The sequence below is a fragment of the Pseudomonas sp. PDM19 genome (genome assembly GCF_014852215.1).
In the GTDB taxonomy this organism is placed as follows: Bacteria; Pseudomonadota; Gammaproteobacteria; order Pseudomonadales; family Pseudomonadaceae; genus Pseudomonas.
Map to the genome: position 1 here is coordinate 871,464 of NZ_JACVBG010000001.1, position 20,462 is coordinate 891,925.

Genomic DNA, 20,462 nt, shown 5'->3' on the forward strand with positions numbered 1-20,462 from the left:
TCGAGGCCCGGCTCAGCCGGGCCATTCGCGGTTTTTTCGAGGTTTATCAGATGTTCGAGCAATTCAAACTGGGCGGCCTGAAGCTGGCCCTCGCGGCATCCGCGCTGACTGCGCTGGCCGCCTGCGGAACCGTCAGCGACGTCGACTCGGCAGGGCATACGCAGCAGCCGGTGTTCCCGGCGATGGACGATGCCAGCCTTCCCGAAGGCAGTTACGTCAACCTGGAAAACCTGGGCAAGATGCGTCCGGGCATGACCAAGCATCAGGTCCAGGACCTGCTGGGCCACCCTCAGTTCTCTGAGGGCATGTTCGGCGTGCGTGAGTGGGACTACATCTTCAAGTTCCGTCAGGCCGAAGGCCAACCTGACAAGGTCTGCCAGTACAAGGTGCTCTACGACAAGGACCACATTGCGCAGTCCTTCTACTTTCTCCCGGCAGATTGCCAGCAGGCGGCCCCGGCGCCGGTGCCGGCACCCTCGCCGGCGCCTCAACCCAGGGCGCGGACACTCAATCTGGAGGCAGATGCCTCGTTTGCCTTCGGTAGCGCAGTGCTGCGTCCGGAAGGCAAGGCGAAGCTGGATGAGCTGGCCGAAGGCCTGAAGAGCGCCGAAGTCACTTCAGTGGAAATCGTCGGCTACACCGACCGCATCGGTAGCGTGCAGAACAATATCCGTCTGTCCCAGGCGCGGGCCAATGCGGTGCGCTCCTACCTGATGCAACACGGTATCTCCGGAGCGCTGATCAGCGCCGAGGGGAGAGGGCCTGCTCAACCGCTGGTCAATTGTCCGGGAGCATCGACACCCGAGGTCATTGCCTGCCTGGCGCCTAACCGTCGCACGAGCGTGGCGGTTCAGGCGAACTGAGGCTGAGGCGCAGCAGCGGCCAGCTGTTGCGCCTTCCTTACTTCTGGCACCCCTCTCTTTTTCTCTTCTCCAGCTCCTGCCTGCCATGATCCTTCGATACTGCGTCCTTGCTGTTGCCTTGAGCTCCCTGGCCTTGTCTGGCTGCGGGGAGCCGCACCCAGCTCAACCCTCTGGAAGCGCTGCCGTTCATCGCAACTGGTTGAGTCTGCCTGCCTTGCCGTTGGTGCAGGGCGCTGTGCTCGAGCTGGCGCCTCGGCTGGACAATGGCCTTACGGCGGAGTTGATGAACCAGATCTGCGGCCTGGCGCGCGGCGACCTGTCACAGGATCAGGTCAACCAGTTCCTGGCCGATCGAAGGCTGGACGCCGCGCCAGGGCAGGATCGCAACCCGGCTCTGGTGCTGCTGAAAAACGGTGACCGGGCGGGGCAGGCCACCCTTTGTGCCGCCTACCTGGCGGGCACCGTGTTCAGTACGGCCGATCTGCAGCCATTTATGGAGGCGAGCGCAGGTACCAGCCACGCCGCCGATGGGAAAGCCAACCGGCCGGAGGCGACGGCGAGCCAGGACAGCGTGACGATGCTGCTGTCAGTACGGCTCGCCGTTGCCCGCGCCAATGCCGATGTCTTTGCATTGATCGCCAGCGAAATGCAGCGGCGACCCGGGCTGACGCCCCTGGAAGTTCGCGAGCAGGTGCAGCAGCTTTTCAGCCGCCTGGCGCCAACCTATCTGACACGTATCCGCGCCCGCTTTCAGGCGCCTGGAACAGTGCTTCAACAGATTCGCCTGGACAAGGAGACGCTTGTTTTCAGCTCCTCCGATGGCGCCGATTTCGTGCTGGAAAGGGGGCAGCTGCGGCTTCGTCAGGACGGCGTGATGATCTATGGCGACGGTCGCCTGCATGGCCTGATTCGAGCATTGCAGGTGGCTTATTTCGACGCTCAGGCGGCGGCGTTGCTGACACCCTCTGACATGGCTGTGCCGGACAATTGATCGCCTGGAGCCCCGCCGCGGTATAAACCGGATGACGCAACGGCTCTGCGCGTTTGCGGGCGGACGAATCAGAAGCCTCAGTACGGAAAGCCTGGGTGTGGACGAATGTCCTGTCAGAAATATCCTTAATCGACTTTGGGCGGCGGCTTCGCGGCGGGCAGAGCGGCAGAATGCGCGGCAGTCTTGTCGATGCGCTCGGCAAGCTCGAATTCCGACTCAATAGGCCATTCTTCCGTGTCCGTATCCGCCGCATCGCAGCCGTCTTCCTACGCCAGTTCCCTGCAGCCATCTTCGAATTGCCATCCGCATACCGCTCCCGAGCATCTGGCCGTGCTGGCCTGGCTGTTCGGCCTGGAGCCGCCGAGCGTGGGAACCGCACGGGTACTGGAGCTGGGCTGCGGGAGTGGCGCCAACCTGCTGCCTTTTGCGACCCGAAATCGCCGCGCAAAGGTGCTGGGAATCGACCGATCGGATGACGCCGTCGAGTCGGGCCTGCAAGCGGTGCGGCAGCTGGGCCTCAACAACGTGCGGCTACACGCTGCCGACTTGGGGGAGATCACCGGGGAGCTGGGCCAGTTCGACTACATCATCTGCCACGACCACTACAGCCATCTGTCTTCCCAGGATCGTCGCGCTGTAGCGCGTATCTGCAAGGAAAACCTCGCCGCCAACGGGATCGCCTACGTCAACTTCAATACCTATCCGGGGTGGAAATCCCGTGAAATGGTGCGCGATGCCATGCTGTTGCGCCTGAGTGGTCGCGTACCGGGTGTGCAGGAACTGGCCGAGGCGCAGGGCATGTTCGACTTCCTGAAGCGCTGGGCGCATCTGGGGGGGAGTGCGCTCAAAGGTGCGGTGGAGGAGTGCGAGTCGCTGCGCGGAGATCCTGCGCGTTTGTCCACCTTCCTCGAGCCCAGCAATACTCCGTTTTACCTGACTGACTTTGTACAGCGCTTCGAGCAGCACGGCCTGGCCTATCTGGCCGATACCCGCGCCGCCGGGATGTTCATCAACCATTTTCCCGAGGGCGTTCAGCAGGCGCTGCTCAGCGAGTGCGGGAACAGTCAGGTTGCCCTTGAGCAGTACTTCGACATCCTGACCAATCGCAGTTCCCGCCAGACACTGCTGGTCCACGCGGAGCAGGCGGACGCAATTCGCTACCGGTTGGCCCCCGAGCGGTTGGCGAAGCTGCACGTCACGGCGCGCTTCGAGTGCGAAGGGGCGGTTCAGCTGGACGACAGCGAACAGTCTTTCCGGGTGGCTGACGGCCGTCGCGTCGGCCTGCGTGGCGCAGCGATGAAAGTCGCTGCTTACCGCCTCAACGAGCTTTGGCCTCGGACGCAGAATCTGCCGGCTCTACTGGCGTACGTCGAGCAACAGCTGGGGAGTCTGCCGCCCAACGCCGACGCGCAGTTATTGGACCTGTTCGAACACATTGTGGTGTCCGACTTTGGGCGTTTCCGGCTCTCAGCCGTGGTCGGCGGGCCGGGGGCGGCAGGGATGCCACGGGTCGACCCGGAAGTCATTGCCTACGCACAGCTGTCGGGCTGTATCGAAGGAAGCGTCACGTTCAACCCCTGGCACGAATCGGTCACGCTGGATGCATTCTCGGCGTTGCTGCTGCCGCTGCTGGACGGATGTCATACCCAGGATGAATTGCTCGATGTCATTGCTGACGCCGTTGCAGAGGGGCGTCTCGGGTTCCTGCGCGACGATCGGCCGATCACCGATCGGGCAGAGCTGGGCAGGGTCGGTGTTCTGCATCTGCATCGGGTGCTGGAGTCGCTGCTGGCCTGACGGGCAACCCATGGACCCGAGTGGTCAGGTCCATGGGCTGCTACAGCTGCAGGCCGATCAGCGGTGGGCAGCGAGTTCGTCCTTGCCCCAGCCGCCGCCGAGGGCGCGGAACAGGTCCACCAGGGCGATCTGCCGTTGGGTGCTGGTCTCGATGTAGGCCGACTCGTTGACGAAGTTGCTGCGCTGCGCGTCGAGGTAGCGCAGGTGGCTGTCGACGCCGCCTTCGTAACGCGCCTTGGCCAGTTTCAGGGTTTCGTTGGTGGTGTTGGCCAGAGCCCGCCGTGCGGCTTCCTCGCGGCGCAGGGTGTCGGTCGCTGCGAGGGCGTCGGCGACTTCGCGGAACGCCGTCTGGGTGGTGCCTTCGTAGGCGGCCACGGCGGAGTCCTTGCGCACCTTGGCCAGGTCGAGGTTGGCGCTGTTGCGGCCGGCATCGAAGATCGGCAGCGACAGGGTCGGCACGAAGCTCCACGAACGCGAGCCGCCGTCGAACAGCCCGGACATCTCCGCGCTGGAGGTGCCGAAGCTGCCGGTCAGGCTGATGCGCGGGAAGAACGCCGCGCGGGCCGCGCCGATGTCGGCGTTGCGCGCCTTGAGCACATGCTCGGCGGCGAGGATGTCCGGGCGCCGCTCGATCAGCTCCGACGGAGTGCCGGGCGCGATGTCCTGGATCAGCATGGGCTTGTCCTGCGGCACCTGCGGGATACGCTTGGCCGCGTCGGATGTGCCGAGCAGCAGCACCAGGGCATTGAGCGCCTGCTGCTTCTGCCGCGCATTGCTTTCCAGCTCGGCGCGGGACTGTTCGACCAGCCCGAGCGCTTCCTGATAGTCCAGCGCCGTGGCCGCGCCTGCGGTGCGCCGCTGGCTGATCAGGCTCAGTGAATCCTCGCGGCTTGCCAGGGTCTGCTCGGTCAGCTGCAGGCGGCGCTGGGCACCGTCGTAGGTGAGATAGGCCTGGCTGACCTCGGCGATCAGCGCGATGCGCGCACTGCGGGCGGCTTCCTCGGTGGAGAGGTACTGCTCCAGCGCGGCGTCGGTCAGGCTCTTCACCCGGCCGAACAGGTCCAGCTCGTATTCGGGCAGCGCGAGGCCGACCTGGTAGCTGCTGCTCACCGCCGAGCTACCGCTGTTGGACAGGTCAGCCGGCAGCCGCTGGCGGTTGCCGTTGGCGGCGCCGTTCAGGCCGGGCACGCGGTCGGCGCGCTGGATGCGGTACTGCGCGCGGGCCTGTTCGATGTCCAGAAGGGTCTGGCGCAGCGAGCGGTTGTTGTCCAGGGCGACGTTCACCAGTTCGCGCAGTTCGCTGTCGACGATGAAGCTCTGCCAGTCGAGGTTGCTGGCCGCGGCACCGGGCTGGGCGGCGGGGCCGCTCCAGCTCTGTGCCACCGGTGCTTCGGGGCGCTCGTAGGTGGGCGCCATGGAGCATCCGGCCAGGACCATCGCCAGCAGCAGGCTGCTGACGGTAAAGGCGGGTGTGCGCAGGGTGGTCATTGCGCGGCCTCCGAGGGTTGATGCGCAGGTTTGGGCTGGCGACGCAGCAGCGATAGCAGCCAGACGAAGCAGATGGGCACGAAGATCACCCCCAGCAGCGTGGCGCTGAGCATCCCGCCGATCACCCCGGTGCCGATGGCGCGCTGGCTGGCGGCGCCGGCTCCGCTGGCGACCACCAGCGGCACCACGCCGAGGATGAAGGCCATGGAGGTCATGATGATCGGGCGGAAGCGCAGGCGCGCGGCCTGGATCGCGGCGTCGCGCAGGCTGTGGCCCTGTTCCCAGAGTTCCTTGGCGAACTCGACGATGAGGATCGCGTTCTTCGCCGCAAGACCAATGATGGTGATCAGGCCGACCTTGAAGTACACGTCGTTGGGCAGCCCGGTGACCGTCACCGCCAGCACCGCGCCGAGGGCGCCGATGGGCACGATGAGCATCACCGATAGCGGGATCGCCCAGCTCTCGTAGAGCGCCACCAGCAGCAGGAACACCACCAGGATCGCCAGGGCGAACAGTTGGGTGGCCTGGCCGCTGGCGACCTTCTCCTGGTAGGAGAGGCCGGTCCACTCGTAGCCGATGCCGGCCGGCAGCTCACTGACCAGACGCTGCATTTCCGCCATGGCTTCGCCGGTGCTCACGCCCGGGGCGGCGTCGCCGGAGATGCGGATCGACGGGTAGCCGTTATAGCGCGCCAGCTGCACCGGGCCTTCTTCCCAGCGGGTGCTGACGAAGGCGGACAGCGGCACCAGCTCGCCGGCGCTGTTGGGCACGTAGAGCTTGAGCACGGCTTCCGGGGTCATCCGGTCGCCTTGTTCGGCCTGCACCACCACGCGCTGCTGGCGACCCGCGTTGGCGAAGTCGTTGATTACCGAGGAGCCGAACGCGGTGGACAGCGCGCTGCTGATGGACTCGAAGCTGACGCCCAGGGTGCGTGCCTTCTCGCGGTCGATCTCCAGGCGCAGCTGGGGAGCTTCGGCGAGGCCTTCCATCATGGCGTAGAGGATCTTCGGGTTGCCGTTGGCTTCGCCGAGCAATTGGTCGCGGGCCGCCAGCAGCGCTTCGCGGCCGAGGCCGGCGCGGTCCTGCAGGCGCAGCGAGAAGCCGCCGGAGTTGCCCAGACCGTCGATCGGCGGCGGGGTCACGGCCATGATCGCGCCGTCGCTGATGCCGGCGAAGCGTTCGTTGATCGCCGCGGTTTCCGCCTCCGCGGACTGCGATTTGTCACGCACGGACCAGTCCTTCAAGGTCGGGAAGGCCAGCGCGGCGTTCTCGCCCATGCCGGAGAAGCTGAAGCCCATCACCAGGAAGGACGAGGCCACGGCCTCGCGGGACTTGAGGAACTGCTCCAGCTCCTGGCCGGTGACGTCGGCGCGCGCACGGGTGGCGCCCGGCGGCAGCTGGATGTCGACGATCATGTAGCCCTGGTCTTCCACCGGCACGAAGGATTCCGGCAGGCGCAGGTAGCTGTAGCCGAGCAGGGCGACGATGCCGGCGTAGATCAGCATGTAGCGCCCGGCACGTTTCACCAGCGCGGTGTTGAGCCGCGTGTAGCGTTCGGTCAGGCGGTTGAAGCCACGGTTGAAGGCGCCGAAGAAGCCGCGCTTCTCGTGGTGACCTTCGGGGATCGGCTTGAGCAGCGTCGCGCACAGCGCCGGGGTGAAGGTCAGGGCGAGGAAGCCGGAGAACAGGATCGACACCGCCAGCGACAGGGAGAACTGCTGGTAGATCACGCCTACGGAGCCAGCCATGAATGCCAGCGGCATGAACACCGCCGACAGCACCAGGGTGATGCCGATGATCGCGCCGGAGACCTGGCCCATCGCCTTGACCGTGGCGGCGGCCGGGGAGAGGCCTTCCTCGGCCATGATCCGCTCGACGTTCTCCACCACCACGATGGCGTCGTCCACCAGGATGCCGATCGCCAGCACCATGCCGAACATGGTCATCATGTTCACCGAGAAGCCCAGCAGGTACATCATCGTCAGCGTGCCGAGCAGGCACACCGGCACCACGATGGCCGGGATCAGGGTGTAGCGCACGTTCTGCAGGAACAGGAACATCACCAGGAACACCAGCACCATGGCTTCGATCAGGGTGTGGATCACCTTCTCGATGGCCACGTCGACGAAGCGCGAGGTGTCGTAGGGCACCGAGTACTCGACGTCGTCGGGGAAGTTCACCGACAGCTCGGCCAGGCGCTCCTTCACCAGCGCGGCGGTCTGCAGCGCGTTGGCGCCGGGGGAGAGCTGGATGGCACCGGCCACGGTGGGCTTGCCGTCCAGGCGCGCGGTGAAGTTGTAGCTTTCGCTGCCCACTTCCAGGCGCGCCACATCGGCCAGCTTGACGGTGGAACCGTCCGGATTGGCGCGCAGGACGATGCGGCCGAACTCCGCCGGGTCGTCCAGGGTGCCTTTCACGGCGAGAGTGGCGGTCAGCTCCTGCTCGGTGCTGCCGGGGGAGGCGCCGAAGCTGCCGGCCGGCACCTGCACGTTCTGCCCGCGAATGGCGTTGCCCACGTCATCGATGGACAGCCCGTAGCCGACCAGCTTCTGCGGGTCGATCCACACGCGCATGGCGGCTTCGGAGGAGAAGAACTGCAGCTTGCCGACGCCTTGTACGCGGCGCAGCTCGTTGTTGATGTTGCGCGCGGCGTAGTCGCCCAGGGCGGTGGTATCGGTGCGCGCGGAGCCTTCCTTGTAGTTGAGCGCGTAGATCAGCAGGAAACCGGCGCTGGTCTGCTCGACCTCCAGCCCCTGCGTCAGCACGGCCTGGGGCATGCGCGCCTCGGCCTTCTTCAGGCGGTTCTGCACGTCCACCTGGGCCAGCTCCGGGTTGGTGCCGGGCTGGAAGGTGACCACCACTTCGGCCATGCCGTTGGAGTTGCTGGTGGACTCGAAGTAGAGCAGGCCCTTGGCGCCGTTGAGCTCCTCCTCGATCACGCTGGTGACCGAGTCCACCAGCACCTGCGCCGAGGCGCCGGGGTAGGTGGCGGTGACGGTGATCTGCGGCGGCGCCACGCTGGGGTACTGGGCCACCGGCAGCAGCGGGATGGCCAGCAGGCCGGCCAGGGAAATGAACAGCGCCACCACCCACGCGAAGTTGGGGCGCTTGATGAAGAACAGTGACATGGGAATTCCTCGCGGCGATCCTCGCCTTACTGACGCGACGCCTGCTGTTGCTGCTGTTGCTTCTGGGCTTGACGGGCTTCGACCTTGGCGCCCGGCTGCAGGCCGGTGAGGCCGCCGACGATGACCTGGTCGCCGCTGGCCAGGCCCTGGCTGATCTGCCAGCGCGAGCCTTGCATGGCGCCGGTCTGCACCTGGCGGGTCTCGACGCGGCTGCCTTCGCCGATCACCAGCACATGGGCGGTGCCATCGGTGGCGCGCTGCACGGCGCGTTGCGGCACCAGGATGGCCTTGGCGTCGGTGCCTTGCGGGGCGGTGACGCGCACGTACATGCCCGGCAGCAGCAGGCCGTCGGCGTTGTCGAACTTGCCGCGCAGCGAAACCTGGCCGGTGCCACGGTCCACCGAGATATCGGTGAACAGCAGTTCGCCCTGGCGCTCGTACTGGGTGCCTTCGACGCGCAGGCTCAGGGCCTGGCTCTGGCCTGCGGGGAGGTTGCCGCTCTTGAGCGCTTCACGCAGGCGCAGGGCATCGGCCACCGGCTGGGTGAAGTCGGCGTAGATCGGGTCCAGCTGCTGGATGCGCGCCATCAGCGTGGCATCGCCTTGGCCGACCAGAGCACCTTCGGTCACCAGCGCACGACCGATGCGCCCTGAAATCGGCGCCTTGACCGAGGCATAGCCCAGGTTCAACCGTGCCGTTTCCAGGTCGGCCTGGGCCGAGCGTACCGAGGCCTGGGCGCTGCGCAGGTCGGCGGTGGCGGTGTCGAAGTCCTGTTGGCTGACCGCTTCGATCTTCACCAGTGGCTCGTAGCGCTTCACCCGTGCCTGGGCTTCCTGCTGCGCGGCCTGGGCCCGCGCCAGTTCTCCTTCGGCGCGGGACACGGCGGCTTTCAACGGCGCCGGGTCGATCTGGAACAGCAGGTCACCGGCCTTCACGTCGGCGCCTTCCTCGAAGCGCTTCTGCACCACGATGCCCGCCACCCGCGCGCGCACTTCGGCGACGCGCATCGGCTCGATACGACCCGGCAACTCCGAGGTCAGGGTGAGAGGCTCGGTCGCTACCGCCACCACATCCACCGGGCGCGCCGCCTCGGTAGCTGCCGGCGGCTCGCCGGATTGACCGCAACCCGCCAGTGCCAGCGCTGTCACCAGCGCACTGATTGTCCCTACTGCACGCAACCTGCCCATGTTTCACCCGGGGTCTGTCTTTCTAAGAGGTTGCGTATGATCTTTCCGAAGCTAAAATGAGTCAATATTGACTCATGTGAAACAAGTGTGAGCAAAAGTGTCATTTCCTTTGGTAGGTTGGGACTTTTTCTGCACAATGCAGCTATCCCACCCTTTCCCTTGACCCTCTGACCGGTCACCGACCCGAGGCCCGCTGATGTCCCTGACTGCCCATGATGAACGACTCCTCAAGGCGCTTGCCGCCGCCATCGTCGACCGCCCGCGGGCGACGCTGAAGGAACTCGCAGAGTCGGCAGGGGTGAGCAAGGCGACGCTGCATCGCTTCTGCGGCACGCGCGACAACCTGGTGGAAATGCTCATGGGGTACGGCGAGCGGGTGCTCAACCAGGTCGTCAGCAATTGCGAGCTGGAAACTGCCGAGCCGCTGACGGCGCTGCGCAAGCTGATCCAGGAGCACCTGACGCACCGCGAAGTGCTGGTGTTCCTGATGTTCCAGTACAGCCCCGACAGTCTCGATCCGTGCATGGACGGCCGCTGGCAGTCCTACAGCGACGCGCTGGATGCCTTCTTCCTCCGCGGCCAGCAATCCGGCGTGCTGCGCATCGACGTCACCGCGGCGGTGTTCACCGAACTCTTCCTCTCGATGATCTACGGCATGGTCGATGCGGAGCGGCGCGGACGTGCGGCCAGCTCCAGTTCGGCGACTGTGCTGGAGCAGCTGTTCCTGAACGGCGCAGCGGCGCCTGCCAAGGCCTGACGCACTTCGATGCGGGATTAGCGGGTGGTGGCTGGAAGTGGTTTTCCGTACCATTGCCGGCCCTTCGTGTTCCCCGCTTTCGAGTAGAAAAATGAAACCCGCCCGCCTGCGTGCCGATGTCCTGGCCGGACTCACCACGTCCTTCGCGCTGGTGCCCGAGTGCATCGCCTTCGCCCTGGTCGCCCACCTCAACCCGCTGATGGGGTTGTACGGCGCCTTTATCCTCTGCACCCTCACCGCGCTGTTCGGCGGGCGCCCCGGCATGGTGTCCGGCGCCGCCGGTTCGATGGCGGTGGTGATCGTCGCGCTGGTCGTGCAACACGGCGTGCAGTACCTGCTGGCGACCGTGCTGCTGGGCGGGGTGGTGATGATCCTGTTCGGCCTGCTGCGCCTGGGCAAGCTGGTGCGGATGGTGCCGCACCCGGTGATGCTGGGCTTCGTCAACGGCCTGGCGATCGTCATCGCCATGGCCCAGCTCGAGCATTTCAAGGACGGTGAACACTGGCTCAGCGGCAACCCGCTCTACGTGATGCTGGGTCTGGTCGCCGTAACCATGGCGGTGGTCTATGGGCTGCCGAAGCTGACCCGTGCGGTACCGCCGGCGCTGGTGGCAATCCTGGGTGTCGGGCTGGCGGTCTACCTGCTCGGCCTGCCGACCCGCACACTGGGCGACATGGCGCACATCGCCGGTGGCCTGCCGCAGTTCGCCTTGCCGGACATCCCTTGGAACCTGGAAACCCTGCGGATCATTGCGCCCTACGCCTTCCTCATGGCCATGGTGGGCATCCTGGAAACCCTGCTGACCCTCAACCTCACCGACGAGATCACCGAGACCCGCGGCTTCCCGGACCGCGAGTGCGTGGCCCTGGGCGCGGCCAACATGGTCTCCGGCGCCTTCGGCGGCATGGGTGGCTGCGCGATGATCGGGCAGACCGTGATCAACCTCAGCTCCGGTGGTCGTGGCCGGCTTTCCGGTGTGGTGGCGGGAGTGATGATCCTGCTCTTCGTGCTGTTCCTCTCGCCGCTGATCGAGCGCATCCCGCTGGCAGCGCTGGTGGGCGTGATGTTCGTGGTGTCCCAGCAGACCTTCGCCTGGGCTTCGCTGCGGGTGCTGAACAAGGTGCCGGTGAGCGACGTGCTGGTGATCATCGCGGTGACCGCCATTACCGTGGCCACGGACCTGGCTACCGCGGTGTTCTGCGGGATCATCCTGGCGGCGCTGGACTTCGCCTGGAAGCATGCCCGCGAGCTGTACGCAGACATCCATGACGAGGCCGATGGCAGCAAGCTGTACCGCGTCCACGGTACGCTGTTCTTCGCTTCCACCACGCCCTTCCTCAACCAGTTCGACCCGGCCGGCGACCCGCAGCAGGTGACCCTGGACTGCGCGCACCTGAGCTTCGTCGACTATTCCGCCATCGCCGCGCTGATGACCCTGCGCGAGCGCTACAGCAAGGCCGGCAAGCACCTGCGGGTGGTGCACCTGTCCGAGCGCTGCAAGCAGTTGCTCAAGCGGGCCGGCGCGCAGCACGCCTGAGTTGCGGAGCGGGCTGGCAGGGTTGTGTGTTTTGTAGGATGGTGTGGAGCGCAGCGATACCCATCGATCCCTGCGCCAGCAGCATGGGTATCGCTGCGCTCCACCCATCCTACGGTCCTGTCTACGGACCAGAAGCGGGCATAGCACGTAGGGCGCATAACCCGGAACGGGTTATCCGCCGATACCGCGTCGGCGGATAACGCTGGCGCGTTATGCGCCCTACGATCTTTCAGCTTCTGCGGGAGCGCTGGCTCCCCCAGGGACTTCTCGGTGCTTAGAACTTCACCTTGAAGCCCAGGATGCCCTCGTAGCTGCGTCCGTCGCCGTCCAGGGCGCGCTGGTAGCCCAGCGAGCCAGTGACGCTGGTGCGGTCGTTGAGCTGGTAGTCCACGCCCAGGTTGAGTTCGCCCCAGCTGCCGTCCATGTCGGTGCCGAAGGGGATGTAGCCGTCCGCCGAGGAGAACTCGGTCTTGGCCTTGCCCTTGAACTCGTGCCACAGGCTGGGACGGACCCAGACGCTGGTGCGCTGTTGCTTGCCGCGGTCGTCCTCGCGGAACCAGTCCTTGTCGACGCGCACGCCCAGGCGGCCGGTCAGCGAATCCACATCTTCGAAACGCACGTCAGCGGCGTCGTCGTGGCTGTCATCGAGTTTCAGCTTGCTGACGATCAGTTGGGCCTGCGGCTCGACGTGCAGGGTCTTGTCGGAGTCGAGCTTGAACGGGTAGCCAGCCTCCAGCGAGGCGGTGATGCCGTGGCCGCGGGTCTTCAGCGAACCGGCGTCGTTGGCGCGCGCCTTGAGGTCGAAGCGGTTGAACTGCACGACGCCGTCCAGGTACCAGCCTTCCGGGCCGAAGTGCGTCCAGTAGCCGCCTATGCCGTAGGAGCGCAGGGTGTCGTCGCCGGCGTCCTGGCCATCGGTGTGGTCGACGCTGCCCTTGATCCGCCCGGCCTGCAGCGAGAGCCCGGCCTGGTCGGTGCTGCCGTCGGTGTCTTCGCTGCGGTAGAGGTCCGCGCCGACCTGGAAGGCCTGGATGCGATAGTCGTAGTCCGCGCCATTGCCCAGTTTGTCGGAGCCTTTCTGGTGAATCAGACGGCCCCAGCCCAGGGATGGGCCGTAGCTGTCCACTTCCTCGCTGGGCAACGGATCGTTGACGTTACGGCGTTCCTCGCCGACCCGCTCGTGCAGGGTGTCGACCAGGGCGCGGCTGTAGTTCAGCGCCATGGCGGGGAGGGCGCTGTACAGCGAGGTTTCGCCGCGGTAGTTGGGCCGGGAGGACGGTGCCGAGCGCTCCGGCGCGACCGGCTCGACAGGTGTCACCGGTGTCGTGGGATCAACCGGGCCGACAGGATCAACCGGACCAACAGGATCAACCGGATCGACAGGGTCAACCGGATCGACCGGCGCCGCTTCCTGGTTCGAGCGCAGGTACCAGGCCTCGCCGTTGCTGTCGTCCAGGCTGGCCCGGTGCAGGGTGTATTCGTAGGGGCCGGCCTTGACCCGGTTGAGCAGGCGGAAGGCATCCGTCTCGGTGGTGCCGCCGTTCACCGCGTCCACCACTTTGATGCCGTTGCCCTGGGTCAGGGCGCCGGGACCGCCGGCATTCTTGATCAGCAGGTTGCTCTCGCCGTCGGCCTTGCCACCGTCGATCACCAATTGGTCGGAGGGTGAGTCGTCCTTGTACAGGTAGGTATTCAGGGCGAGGGTGCCGTTGGCGCCGTGGTAGTCGTTGCTGGTGAGCTTCTTGTAGCCGCCGTCAGCGCTGAAGTCGATCAGGCTGGCGCTGTTGGTCAGACTGCTCAGGTTGGAATCACCGGTGAGCTGCCACAGGCTGCTGTCCCGCAGGGTCACATCGGAGTGGCTGCCCGTGGCAGTTTTCGCCGAGCCGCTGACCAGCGAGGTCGAGAGATCGATGCGGGCATTGCCGGCAGCGGCCTCACTCTTGCCCACACCTTGCCACTGGCCGGTTCCCATGTCCGGGATGCTGTTGCCGTCGCTGGCGATCGCCTCGTCGACGCTCAGCCACTGGCCGCTACCGCCCGCCAGGCTATGGCTGAGGGCGATATCGGCGGCACCGGCAGTGGCGATGGTGGCGCCGTCGCGGTTGCTCAGCGAGCCGTGGTCGATGCTGATCCTTCCCGGTTGTGCATCGGTGCCCTGGGCGTAGAGGGCTGCGGACTGATCGCCGGTGGCGTTGACCACGAGGCGCTCGGCATCGACGCTGCCGGCATTCTTGGCCACCACGCCGTGGCCCAGTGCGCCGCTGGTGCCGACGCTGACATTGTCCAGCTGCACGCTGGCGGTATTGCTGGCCAGCACGCCGAGGGCCTGTTCGCCGGTGGTGGCGACGGTGCTGTTGAGGGCGCTCAGCGCAGCGCCGGATTCGGCACGCAGCCCGTGGGACTGGATGCCGTGGGTGGCGACGCTGGTATTGCTCAGGTCCAGTGTCGCGCTATCGTCCTTGTACTGCCGGCTGACCAGCACCCCCGTGGCATGGTCGCCGAGGGTTTCCACACTGACGTGGTCCGCCGTCAGGCTGACCGCGCCGGGCTTGATCGAGCCGATGCCGGCGTAGAGGCCGACGGAGTATTCGCCCTCGGTCTTCACGCTGAGGTTATCGAGGATCATGCTGCCGCCGTCGTCCACCGCCGCGCCGTAAGCCTGCGAGCCCGTGGTGCGCACACTGGTGCCGTCGGCCATCAGCAAGGCACCGGGATTGCGCGCTGCCAGGCCGTGGGGGAAGGTGAGGTTGCCGGCGGTTGGCGAGCCACTGCCGGTGGTGGTGACCGATCCGCCGTGGACGGTCACGGTGGCGCCCAGGTCGGCGATGATGCCCATGGCGTTGTCGTTGCCGTGGGTGGTGACGGTCACGTCGTTGACGGTCAGTGTCGAGCCGGGCGCTGCGGAGGAGGAGCTGCCGGCGCCCAGCGCGGTGGAGTAGTTGCCGGAGGTGGTGACGCTGCCGTGTTCCACGACAACATCGGCGCCTTCGCGCACCTGCACGCCGTAGCTGGTTTTCTGTGTGGTGCGCACATCGCTGGTGGTCATCTTCAGCGTCGAGCCGGCGCCTTCCACCAGTACTCCGGGGGACCAGGGCCCGGCGCCTCCGGGTTGAGCGTCGACCGAGACGCTGCTGTTGTCGAGGGTGGCGTGGCCGCCTCCGGTGACGTTCAGGCCGATGGCGCGATTGCCGTCGACCGCGATGCTGGAATTTGCCACGCTGCCGGTGGAGCCGGCACCTTCGATGGACACACCATGGCCGTAGTTGATGCCGTGCACATCCAGCGCGATGTCGGTCAGGCTCACCGCGCCGCCGCCCATGGCCCGCGCCCCGGCGGCCGGGTTGACGACGCTGCCGGTGCCGTGCACCGAGACACTGCCGTTACTCAGGCTGACGCTGCTGCCGGTGCCTTCTGCGCGTGCACCGCCAACGTTGCTGCCAGTGCTGAGGATGTTGCTGTCAGCGGCTTCGATGGTGCTTCCACCTGTAGCGTGCAGGACAGCCGTCGTCGTGGTGCTGGTGGCATTGCCGCTGACGTTGATCTCGCTGTGTCCAAGACTGATGTGCGCGCCGTCTTCCGCGCGGGCGGCACTGGCGCTGCCTCCGCCTATGTTCAGCAGTGCGTCATTGGCCTCGATGCGGGTGCTGGCGCCCGTCGCCAATAGCCCGTGACTCAGGCTCAAGGGATTTTCATCGTCCACCGGCGAGGCGACAGACACCGCGGCGCCGCTGGTGCGGATCTCGCCGCCGCGCATTTCCACCTGGGCACCTTCGCGCGCCCAGATACCCACTGAGCCTTTGCCAGTGGTAACTATCTCGCTGCTGTCGATGGCGACCTGGGTAGCGCTGCCAGCGGCCAGCACGCCATGGCCATAGCCGCCGGCGGTGCTTACATTGCTATCGGTGAGGCGGACCTGGGCGCCGTCGTCAGCGCGTACGCCATAGGCGGAGCCGTTGCTGGTGGTCACGTCGATTCCTTCGGCGGACAGCGAACTGCCGCCACCCACCTGTATGCCGTGGGCCCCACCAGTGCTGCTGTTGCGCGCGCCGCTGGTGGCAATGGCGACGCCGTCCAGGCTGGCGCTCGCGCCGTTTTCCAGTGACAGGCCGACCGCGCCCCAGGACTGGGTGATGACCGAGCCACCGGACATCTCCAACTGCCCCCCGTCGACCACCACCCCGCGGTTGTTGGTGCCTTTGGCGCCGCCGCCGACCAGTATGTCGGTATCGGTCAGGCGGGCTTCGCCATTGACGTCGATCTTCATTCCGGTCAGTTCGTTGGCGGTGATGGCGACTCCGGCGGTGGTCTTCGGATCGAGTGCGATGCTGCTGCCGGTCATCCGCAGGGTGTCGCCGGCAGCGACGTGCACGGCGGTCTGTCCCTTGGCCGCCGCCGCGCTGGTGGCGCTGCTTTCGATGCGCCCGCCGGCATAACCCAGGTTGCCGTTGCCGCTGGTCCGTATCCCGCTGGTGTTGGCGGCGGCCAGGCGGATGGTGGTATCGGCATGGTCGCCGCTGACGATGCCGGCGTTGCCGGCCAGCGTCACGCTGATCGGCGGCGGGGCGCCCAGCAGGCCCACGCCGGCGAAGGCTTGCGGTGCTTCGTGGGCGGCCTGCAAGGCGATGTCCAGGTAGGAGGGATGCGGCGGGTCGAAGAGCACGCCGGCTTCGGAGGGTTGGTTGAGGTCTTCGGAATCGGTCTCGGCGACGTTGTCCTCGGCTTCGGCGCGGATGATGCGCAGGCCGAAGGCGCTGGCCAGCACGAGGCTGATGGCTTGGGCCAGGCGGGAGTGGCTGAGACCGGAAAGGAAGGGCTGGTTGGCTTTCATGGCAGCCTCCAGGAGGCAAGGAAAAATTGCCGCCAGTCTCCGGGGAGCGTCCGTTGGTGAATGTCGGAGCCGCTGTCATCAGCTTGTAGGAGTGACTCCCGCCTTCAGGGCTGGTCTACGCTGGTAGCGGGACAAGCAAGGAGGGAGACAGGGAATGAGTACCATCCTGCTGGTCGACGGCCAGCCGGTGCTCCGTGACGGGGTGCGCGCGCTGGTCAGTCGTGCCGGGCACCAGGTGATCGGCGAGGCGGACAACGGCCAGGATGCGCTGACGCTTTGCCGCGAACGGCGCCCGGACGTGGTCATCATCGAGTTGGCGATTCCGCGCCTGGGCGGCCTGGATGTGCTGCGTCGCCTGCGCGCCGCGATGGATGGCGTGCGCCTGCTGGTGTTCAGCGCGCAGGAGCGTGAGGTTTATGCCGGCCGTGCACTGCAGGCGGGCGCGGATGCCTTCGTCGGCAAGGACGAGCCGGCCGCCGAGCTGGAGAAGGCGCTGGCCGCCGTGCTGCGCGGGCGCAGCTACTTCCCGCGCGGAGCCACGCAAGGGCCGAAGGCGACCGACGCCGATGGCCGGGCGGAGCTGGAACGCCTCTCCGGCCGCGAGCTGACGGTTCTGGAAATGCTTGGCCGGGGGCTCTCCAATAAGGAGATTTCCGACCAGCTGAGTCTGAGTTACAAGACCATCAGCACCTACAAGATGCGCCTGCACCAGAAGCTCAATGTCAGCAGTGACGTGCAGTTGCTGCAGGTGGCGCAGAGCCTCGGGCTGCTGGCCGCGGAGGGGACGACCGTGGCGCCGGCCGATCCGCAGCTCGAGCATGAGCTGGGCCTGCTGCGCGCATTGCTCGATGCTACGCCCAACCCCATGTTCGTGCGGGATATGGATAGCCGCCTGCTGCTGTGCAACCTCCCGTTTCTCAACCGTGTCGGCAGGACTTTCGAGGAAGTCCGTGGAGGGTGTTTCGAGGATGCCCACTGGCTGTCACCATCGTTGCGCGAGCGCACGGCGCAGCGCTATCGCGAGGCGGTGCTGCGCGAGGAGCCGATCGCCGAGGAAATATCGCTGGATGATTCGACCATCGTCGGCACCTACTTCGCCTGGTGCGTGCCGCATCGCTCCGCGGATGGGCGGATGCTGGGAATGCTCGGTGGAATGCTGTCCCTGGACGAGCGCGACGAGCAGTTGGCGGAGCTGCGTAGCGGCCTGTTCGAGAGCCGTTATCGCAGCCATCTGAAGACCAACCTGCTGGCCAGGATCGTGGCGGATTTCCGTGAACAGCTCGGTGGGCTCGATGCCTCCGTGCGGCGATCCGGCGAAGAGGACGTGGTCACGTTGGCGGACGTTGAACTGGAGGCTTCGCGCGGGGGCCTGCAGTCGATGCTGGCGAGCCTGCGCCAGCTGGATGCCCTGCTCGACCTGCAGCACCATGTGGCCGAGCGGGTCAGTGAGGCGCACGAACTGGGCCGGCTCACCGAGGAAATCCTGCAGCCCCAGCGCGCGGAGCTGCAGGCCGCCGGTTACCGGCTGGATCTCGGGCCGGGGGTGCTCAGCCTGAGGAAGGTCTGGATCGACGCGGGCTACTACCGCCAGCTGCTCGAAGCCTTGATCGAGGCGGTGCCACGTAACCCGGACCACGCAACGATCCGCCTGCGGCTGAGCAACTGGCGGTATCTCAAAGGGCTCCTGCGCCTGCGTATCGAGGTGTCTCCCTGGCAGTGCCTGGCAAGGCTCGTGGACACCGGCGAGCCGGCGAGCTGGGCGCGGGCGCGGGTACAGCGGATGGTGCTGTTGTTCCATGGGGAGTTGTCGCAGCTGGAGGGCGAGCAGGGCGAAGGCCTGTTGCGCCTGGAGTTCGACCTGCCCCTGGTCATCTGAGCTGACTCAGTGCTGCCGTTCGTTCATCTGCTGGTAAGCGTCCTCCAGGGCCTCGGCGTCCAGCAGCAGCTGGCGGGCCGCGCAGCGCATGCGGCGGTTCAGTTCCTGGTTGGCGATCAGCGGCGCCAGCTCGCGCAGGAGTTCGGCGGCCACTTCGTTGTTGAAGGCGGTGGAGCGTACGCTGCGCAGCGTACGCAGATTCTGGTGTGACATGGAAACCTCCGGGGGGAGGCGGCCGGATAGGCGGCCGCCCGTCGTGGTTCAGAACAGTTTGAGGAAGTTGAGGTAGAAACGCGGCGCCTTGCCGTTGTCGTCGTCCAGTTCCTTGGCCGAGACCGAGCGGGTCAGCGGGAAGGCGACCTCCGGCGAGACGTAGGTGTCCTTGAACACCTGCAGGTGCGCGCCGAAGCCGGTGGAGGACAGGCTTTCGCTGCTGATCCAGTTCGGCTCCTCGCTCCACACCTTGCCGAAGTCCCAGAAGGCGTAGTACTGGGTCGGTACGGCGTAATCCCGGAAGGTATGGAGGCGGTTGTACTGCAGCTCGGCTTTCACCGCGAAGCCCTTGTCGCCGGTGATTTCCGACGGGTCGTAGCCACGGCCGAACTCGCTGCCGCCGACGCCGAACTGCTCGGGCGAGAGCAGCGTCTGGCCGAACGAGGTCTGTGCAGTACCGGCAATGTACAGATTCATGCCGTCGATGATCTTCGAAAGGTCCTGCAGACGCTGGGCGTCCACCTGCAGCTTGGTGAAGTCGGTCCTGCCGCCCTCGCGGGACGGGTTGGCGCGGTCTTCCTGGCTGGCGCCCATGATCTTCAGGCCCTTGCTCAGTTCGGCCTTGACCAGGTTCTTGCCGCCGAAACCGTCGAAGAAGTCGTAGCTGGCGCCGAGTCGGATGGCGCGGAGGCGGTCGTCGCTGGACGGCGGGTTGTGCGGATCGTCCAGGTACTCCGACTTGCCGTTGTACCAGGTGAAGGCGGCCGAGGTCTTGAAGGTCTGGTCGCGCTGGCGGACCCACGGACGGGTGATGCGTACCGCGAAGGTATCGCCGGAGCTGTTGGCGTCGAGGAAGGAGTAGGTGTCGGCATGGCCGTCGTTGTGCTGGGCGAGGAAGCTCACCACATCACCCTGGCCGCCCACCGGCAGGTCGTACTGGCCTTCGAAGAAAGTCATCTTGTCGCCTTCCACCGACCGCCCGGCTCGGATGCCCAGGTGGTCGCCACGGCCGGTGAGGTCGTTGACGCCGACCCCGCCGTAGACCTGCCAGGGCCCGAAGTAGCGGCTGTCGCGGTTGTCGAAGCCGAAGAAGCCTTCGTACTTGCGCAGCTGGTTTTCGACGATCAGGTCGGTGCCTTGCTCCACCGGCGAGGCGGCGAGGGTGGCACGGCTCTGCTGGCCGGACAGGTCGTTCATCAGCAGCAGGTTGCGCTCGAGTGTGGCGCTTTTCGGCGGCACTTCCTGGCGGATGTTGTCGGCGTAGCGCTGCACGGCCTTGTTGCTGTCGCCCTGCAGTTTCACTTCGTTGACCCGGCCCTCGAAGACCTGGATCAGCAGTTCGCCGTTTTCCAGGCGCTGTTCGGGCAGGTAGGCGCGGGCCAGCAGGAAGCCGGCCTGGCGGTAGCGCTGGGTGATTTGCGCAACCACCGCGTTGACTTCGCCGAGGGTGACGCGGTGGCCTTCGAGCCTTGCGGTCAGCGACGCGAAGGCCTCGGGGGCGTAGAGCGTGGTGCCACGGATGATCACCTTGTCGACCTGGAAGCGCGTGGTGTCGTTGGGGTTCACCACCATCTCGGCTGGCGGGCCTTCGGTTTCGGGGACGACCACGGTGTCCGGCAGTTGCAGGGTCGAGGGCATCTGCGTGGAGCTTTCGCGGCCGCCGTCGGGGCGGGGAATTTCCACCCGGCCGGGGTCGAGCTGGGCCCGCGGCCCGGCGAACGCCGGGGCCTGGACCAGCAACAGGGCGGAGCACACGGCGACCGCCAGGATGTGCAGTTTCGAAGGAATGCCTTTCAT

At 66.4% G+C, this 20,462-nt stretch carries 12 protein-coding genes; 6 read left to right on the top strand and 6 right to left on the bottom strand.

Annotated features, from left to right (window positions below; genetic code table 11):
* Window positions 1-50 precede the first annotated feature (50 nt).
* The 3 genes from IB273_RS03735 to IB273_RS03745 all read left to right on the top strand — a co-directional run bounded on the left by IB273_RS03735 (window position 51) and on the right by IB273_RS03745 (window position 3,651).
* Window positions 51-863 (top strand): OmpA family protein, encoded by an 813-nt coding sequence (locus IB273_RS03735; protein WP_151186903.1) that lies wholly within the window; start codon window positions 51-53, stop codon window positions 861-863.
* A 283-nt stretch (window positions 864-1,146) separates the two neighbouring features.
* Window positions 1,147-1,854, top strand: a complete 708-nt coding sequence (locus tag IB273_RS03740) for a hypothetical protein (protein WP_192223280.1) — start codon at window positions 1,147-1,149, stop codon at window positions 1,852-1,854.
* Between the two features lie 234 nt (window positions 1,855-2,088).
* Complete coding sequence (locus IB273_RS03745) at window positions 2,089-3,651, top strand: methyltransferase regulatory domain-containing protein (protein WP_192223281.1); 1,563 nt, start codon at window positions 2,089-2,091, stop codon at window positions 3,649-3,651.
* 57 nt (window positions 3,652-3,708) lie between these two features.
* On the opposite strand, the gene IB273_RS03750 is transcribed toward IB273_RS03745, so the two are convergent.
* The 3 genes from IB273_RS03750 to IB273_RS03760 are packed head-to-tail and all read right to left on the bottom strand — an operon-like array spanning window position 3,709 to window position 9,454.
* Window positions 3,709-5,130, bottom strand: coding sequence for an efflux transporter outer membrane subunit (locus tag IB273_RS03750; RefSeq protein WP_192223801.1), 1,422 nt, complete (start codon window positions 5,128-5,130; stop codon window positions 3,709-3,711).
* Between the two features lie 5 nt (window positions 5,131-5,135).
* A complete protein-coding gene (locus IB273_RS03755; RefSeq protein ID WP_192223282.1) occupies window positions 5,136-8,267 on the bottom strand; it encodes an efflux RND transporter permease subunit in 3,132 nt (1,043 codons plus the stop codon).
* A 26-nt stretch (window positions 8,268-8,293) separates the two neighbouring features.
* Window positions 8,294-9,454 (bottom strand): MexC family multidrug efflux RND transporter periplasmic adaptor subunit, encoded by a 1,161-nt coding sequence (locus IB273_RS03760; RefSeq protein WP_192223283.1) that lies wholly within the window; start codon window positions 9,452-9,454, stop codon window positions 8,294-8,296.
* Window positions 9,455-9,650: 196 nt separating this feature from the next.
* Here IB273_RS03760 and IB273_RS03765 point away from each other — a divergent pair, with 196 nt between their 5' ends.
* Complete coding sequence (locus IB273_RS03765; protein ID WP_081517049.1) at window positions 9,651-10,211, top strand: TetR/AcrR family transcriptional regulator; 561 nt, start codon at window positions 9,651-9,653, stop codon at window positions 10,209-10,211.
* A 91-nt stretch (window positions 10,212-10,302) separates the two neighbouring features.
* Window positions 10,303-11,748, top strand: a complete 1,446-nt coding sequence (locus IB273_RS03770) for a SulP family inorganic anion transporter (protein WP_192223284.1) — start codon at window positions 10,303-10,305, stop codon at window positions 11,746-11,748.
* A gap of 274 nt (window positions 11,749-12,022) precedes the next feature.
* Here IB273_RS03770 and IB273_RS03775 read toward each other — a convergent pair whose 3' ends face one another.
* The gene (locus IB273_RS03775; RefSeq protein ID WP_192223285.1) at window positions 12,023-16,576 is read right to left on the bottom strand and encodes an autotransporter outer membrane beta-barrel domain-containing protein; all 4,554 of its coding nucleotides are present in this window, start codon (window positions 16,574-16,576) and stop codon (window positions 12,023-12,025) included.
* A 154-nt stretch (window positions 16,577-16,730) separates the two neighbouring features.
* On the opposite strand from IB273_RS03775, the gene IB273_RS03780 reads away from it, so the two are divergent.
* On the top strand, window positions 16,731-18,452 hold the full coding sequence (locus tag IB273_RS03780; protein WP_192223286.1) for a response regulator: 1,722 nt from the start codon (window positions 16,731-16,733) through the stop codon (window positions 18,450-18,452).
* Window positions 18,453-18,458: 6 nt separating this feature from the next.
* On the opposite strand, the gene IB273_RS03785 is transcribed toward IB273_RS03780, so the two are convergent.
* A complete protein-coding gene (locus IB273_RS03785) occupies window positions 18,459-18,665 on the bottom strand; it encodes a hypothetical protein (protein WP_081520861.1) in 207 nt (68 codons plus the stop codon).
* A gap of 48 nt (window positions 18,666-18,713) precedes the next feature.
* Entirely contained in the window at window positions 18,714-20,462 is a 1,749-nt protein-coding gene (locus tag IB273_RS03790; protein WP_192223287.1) for a ShlB/FhaC/HecB family hemolysin secretion/activation protein, read from the bottom strand.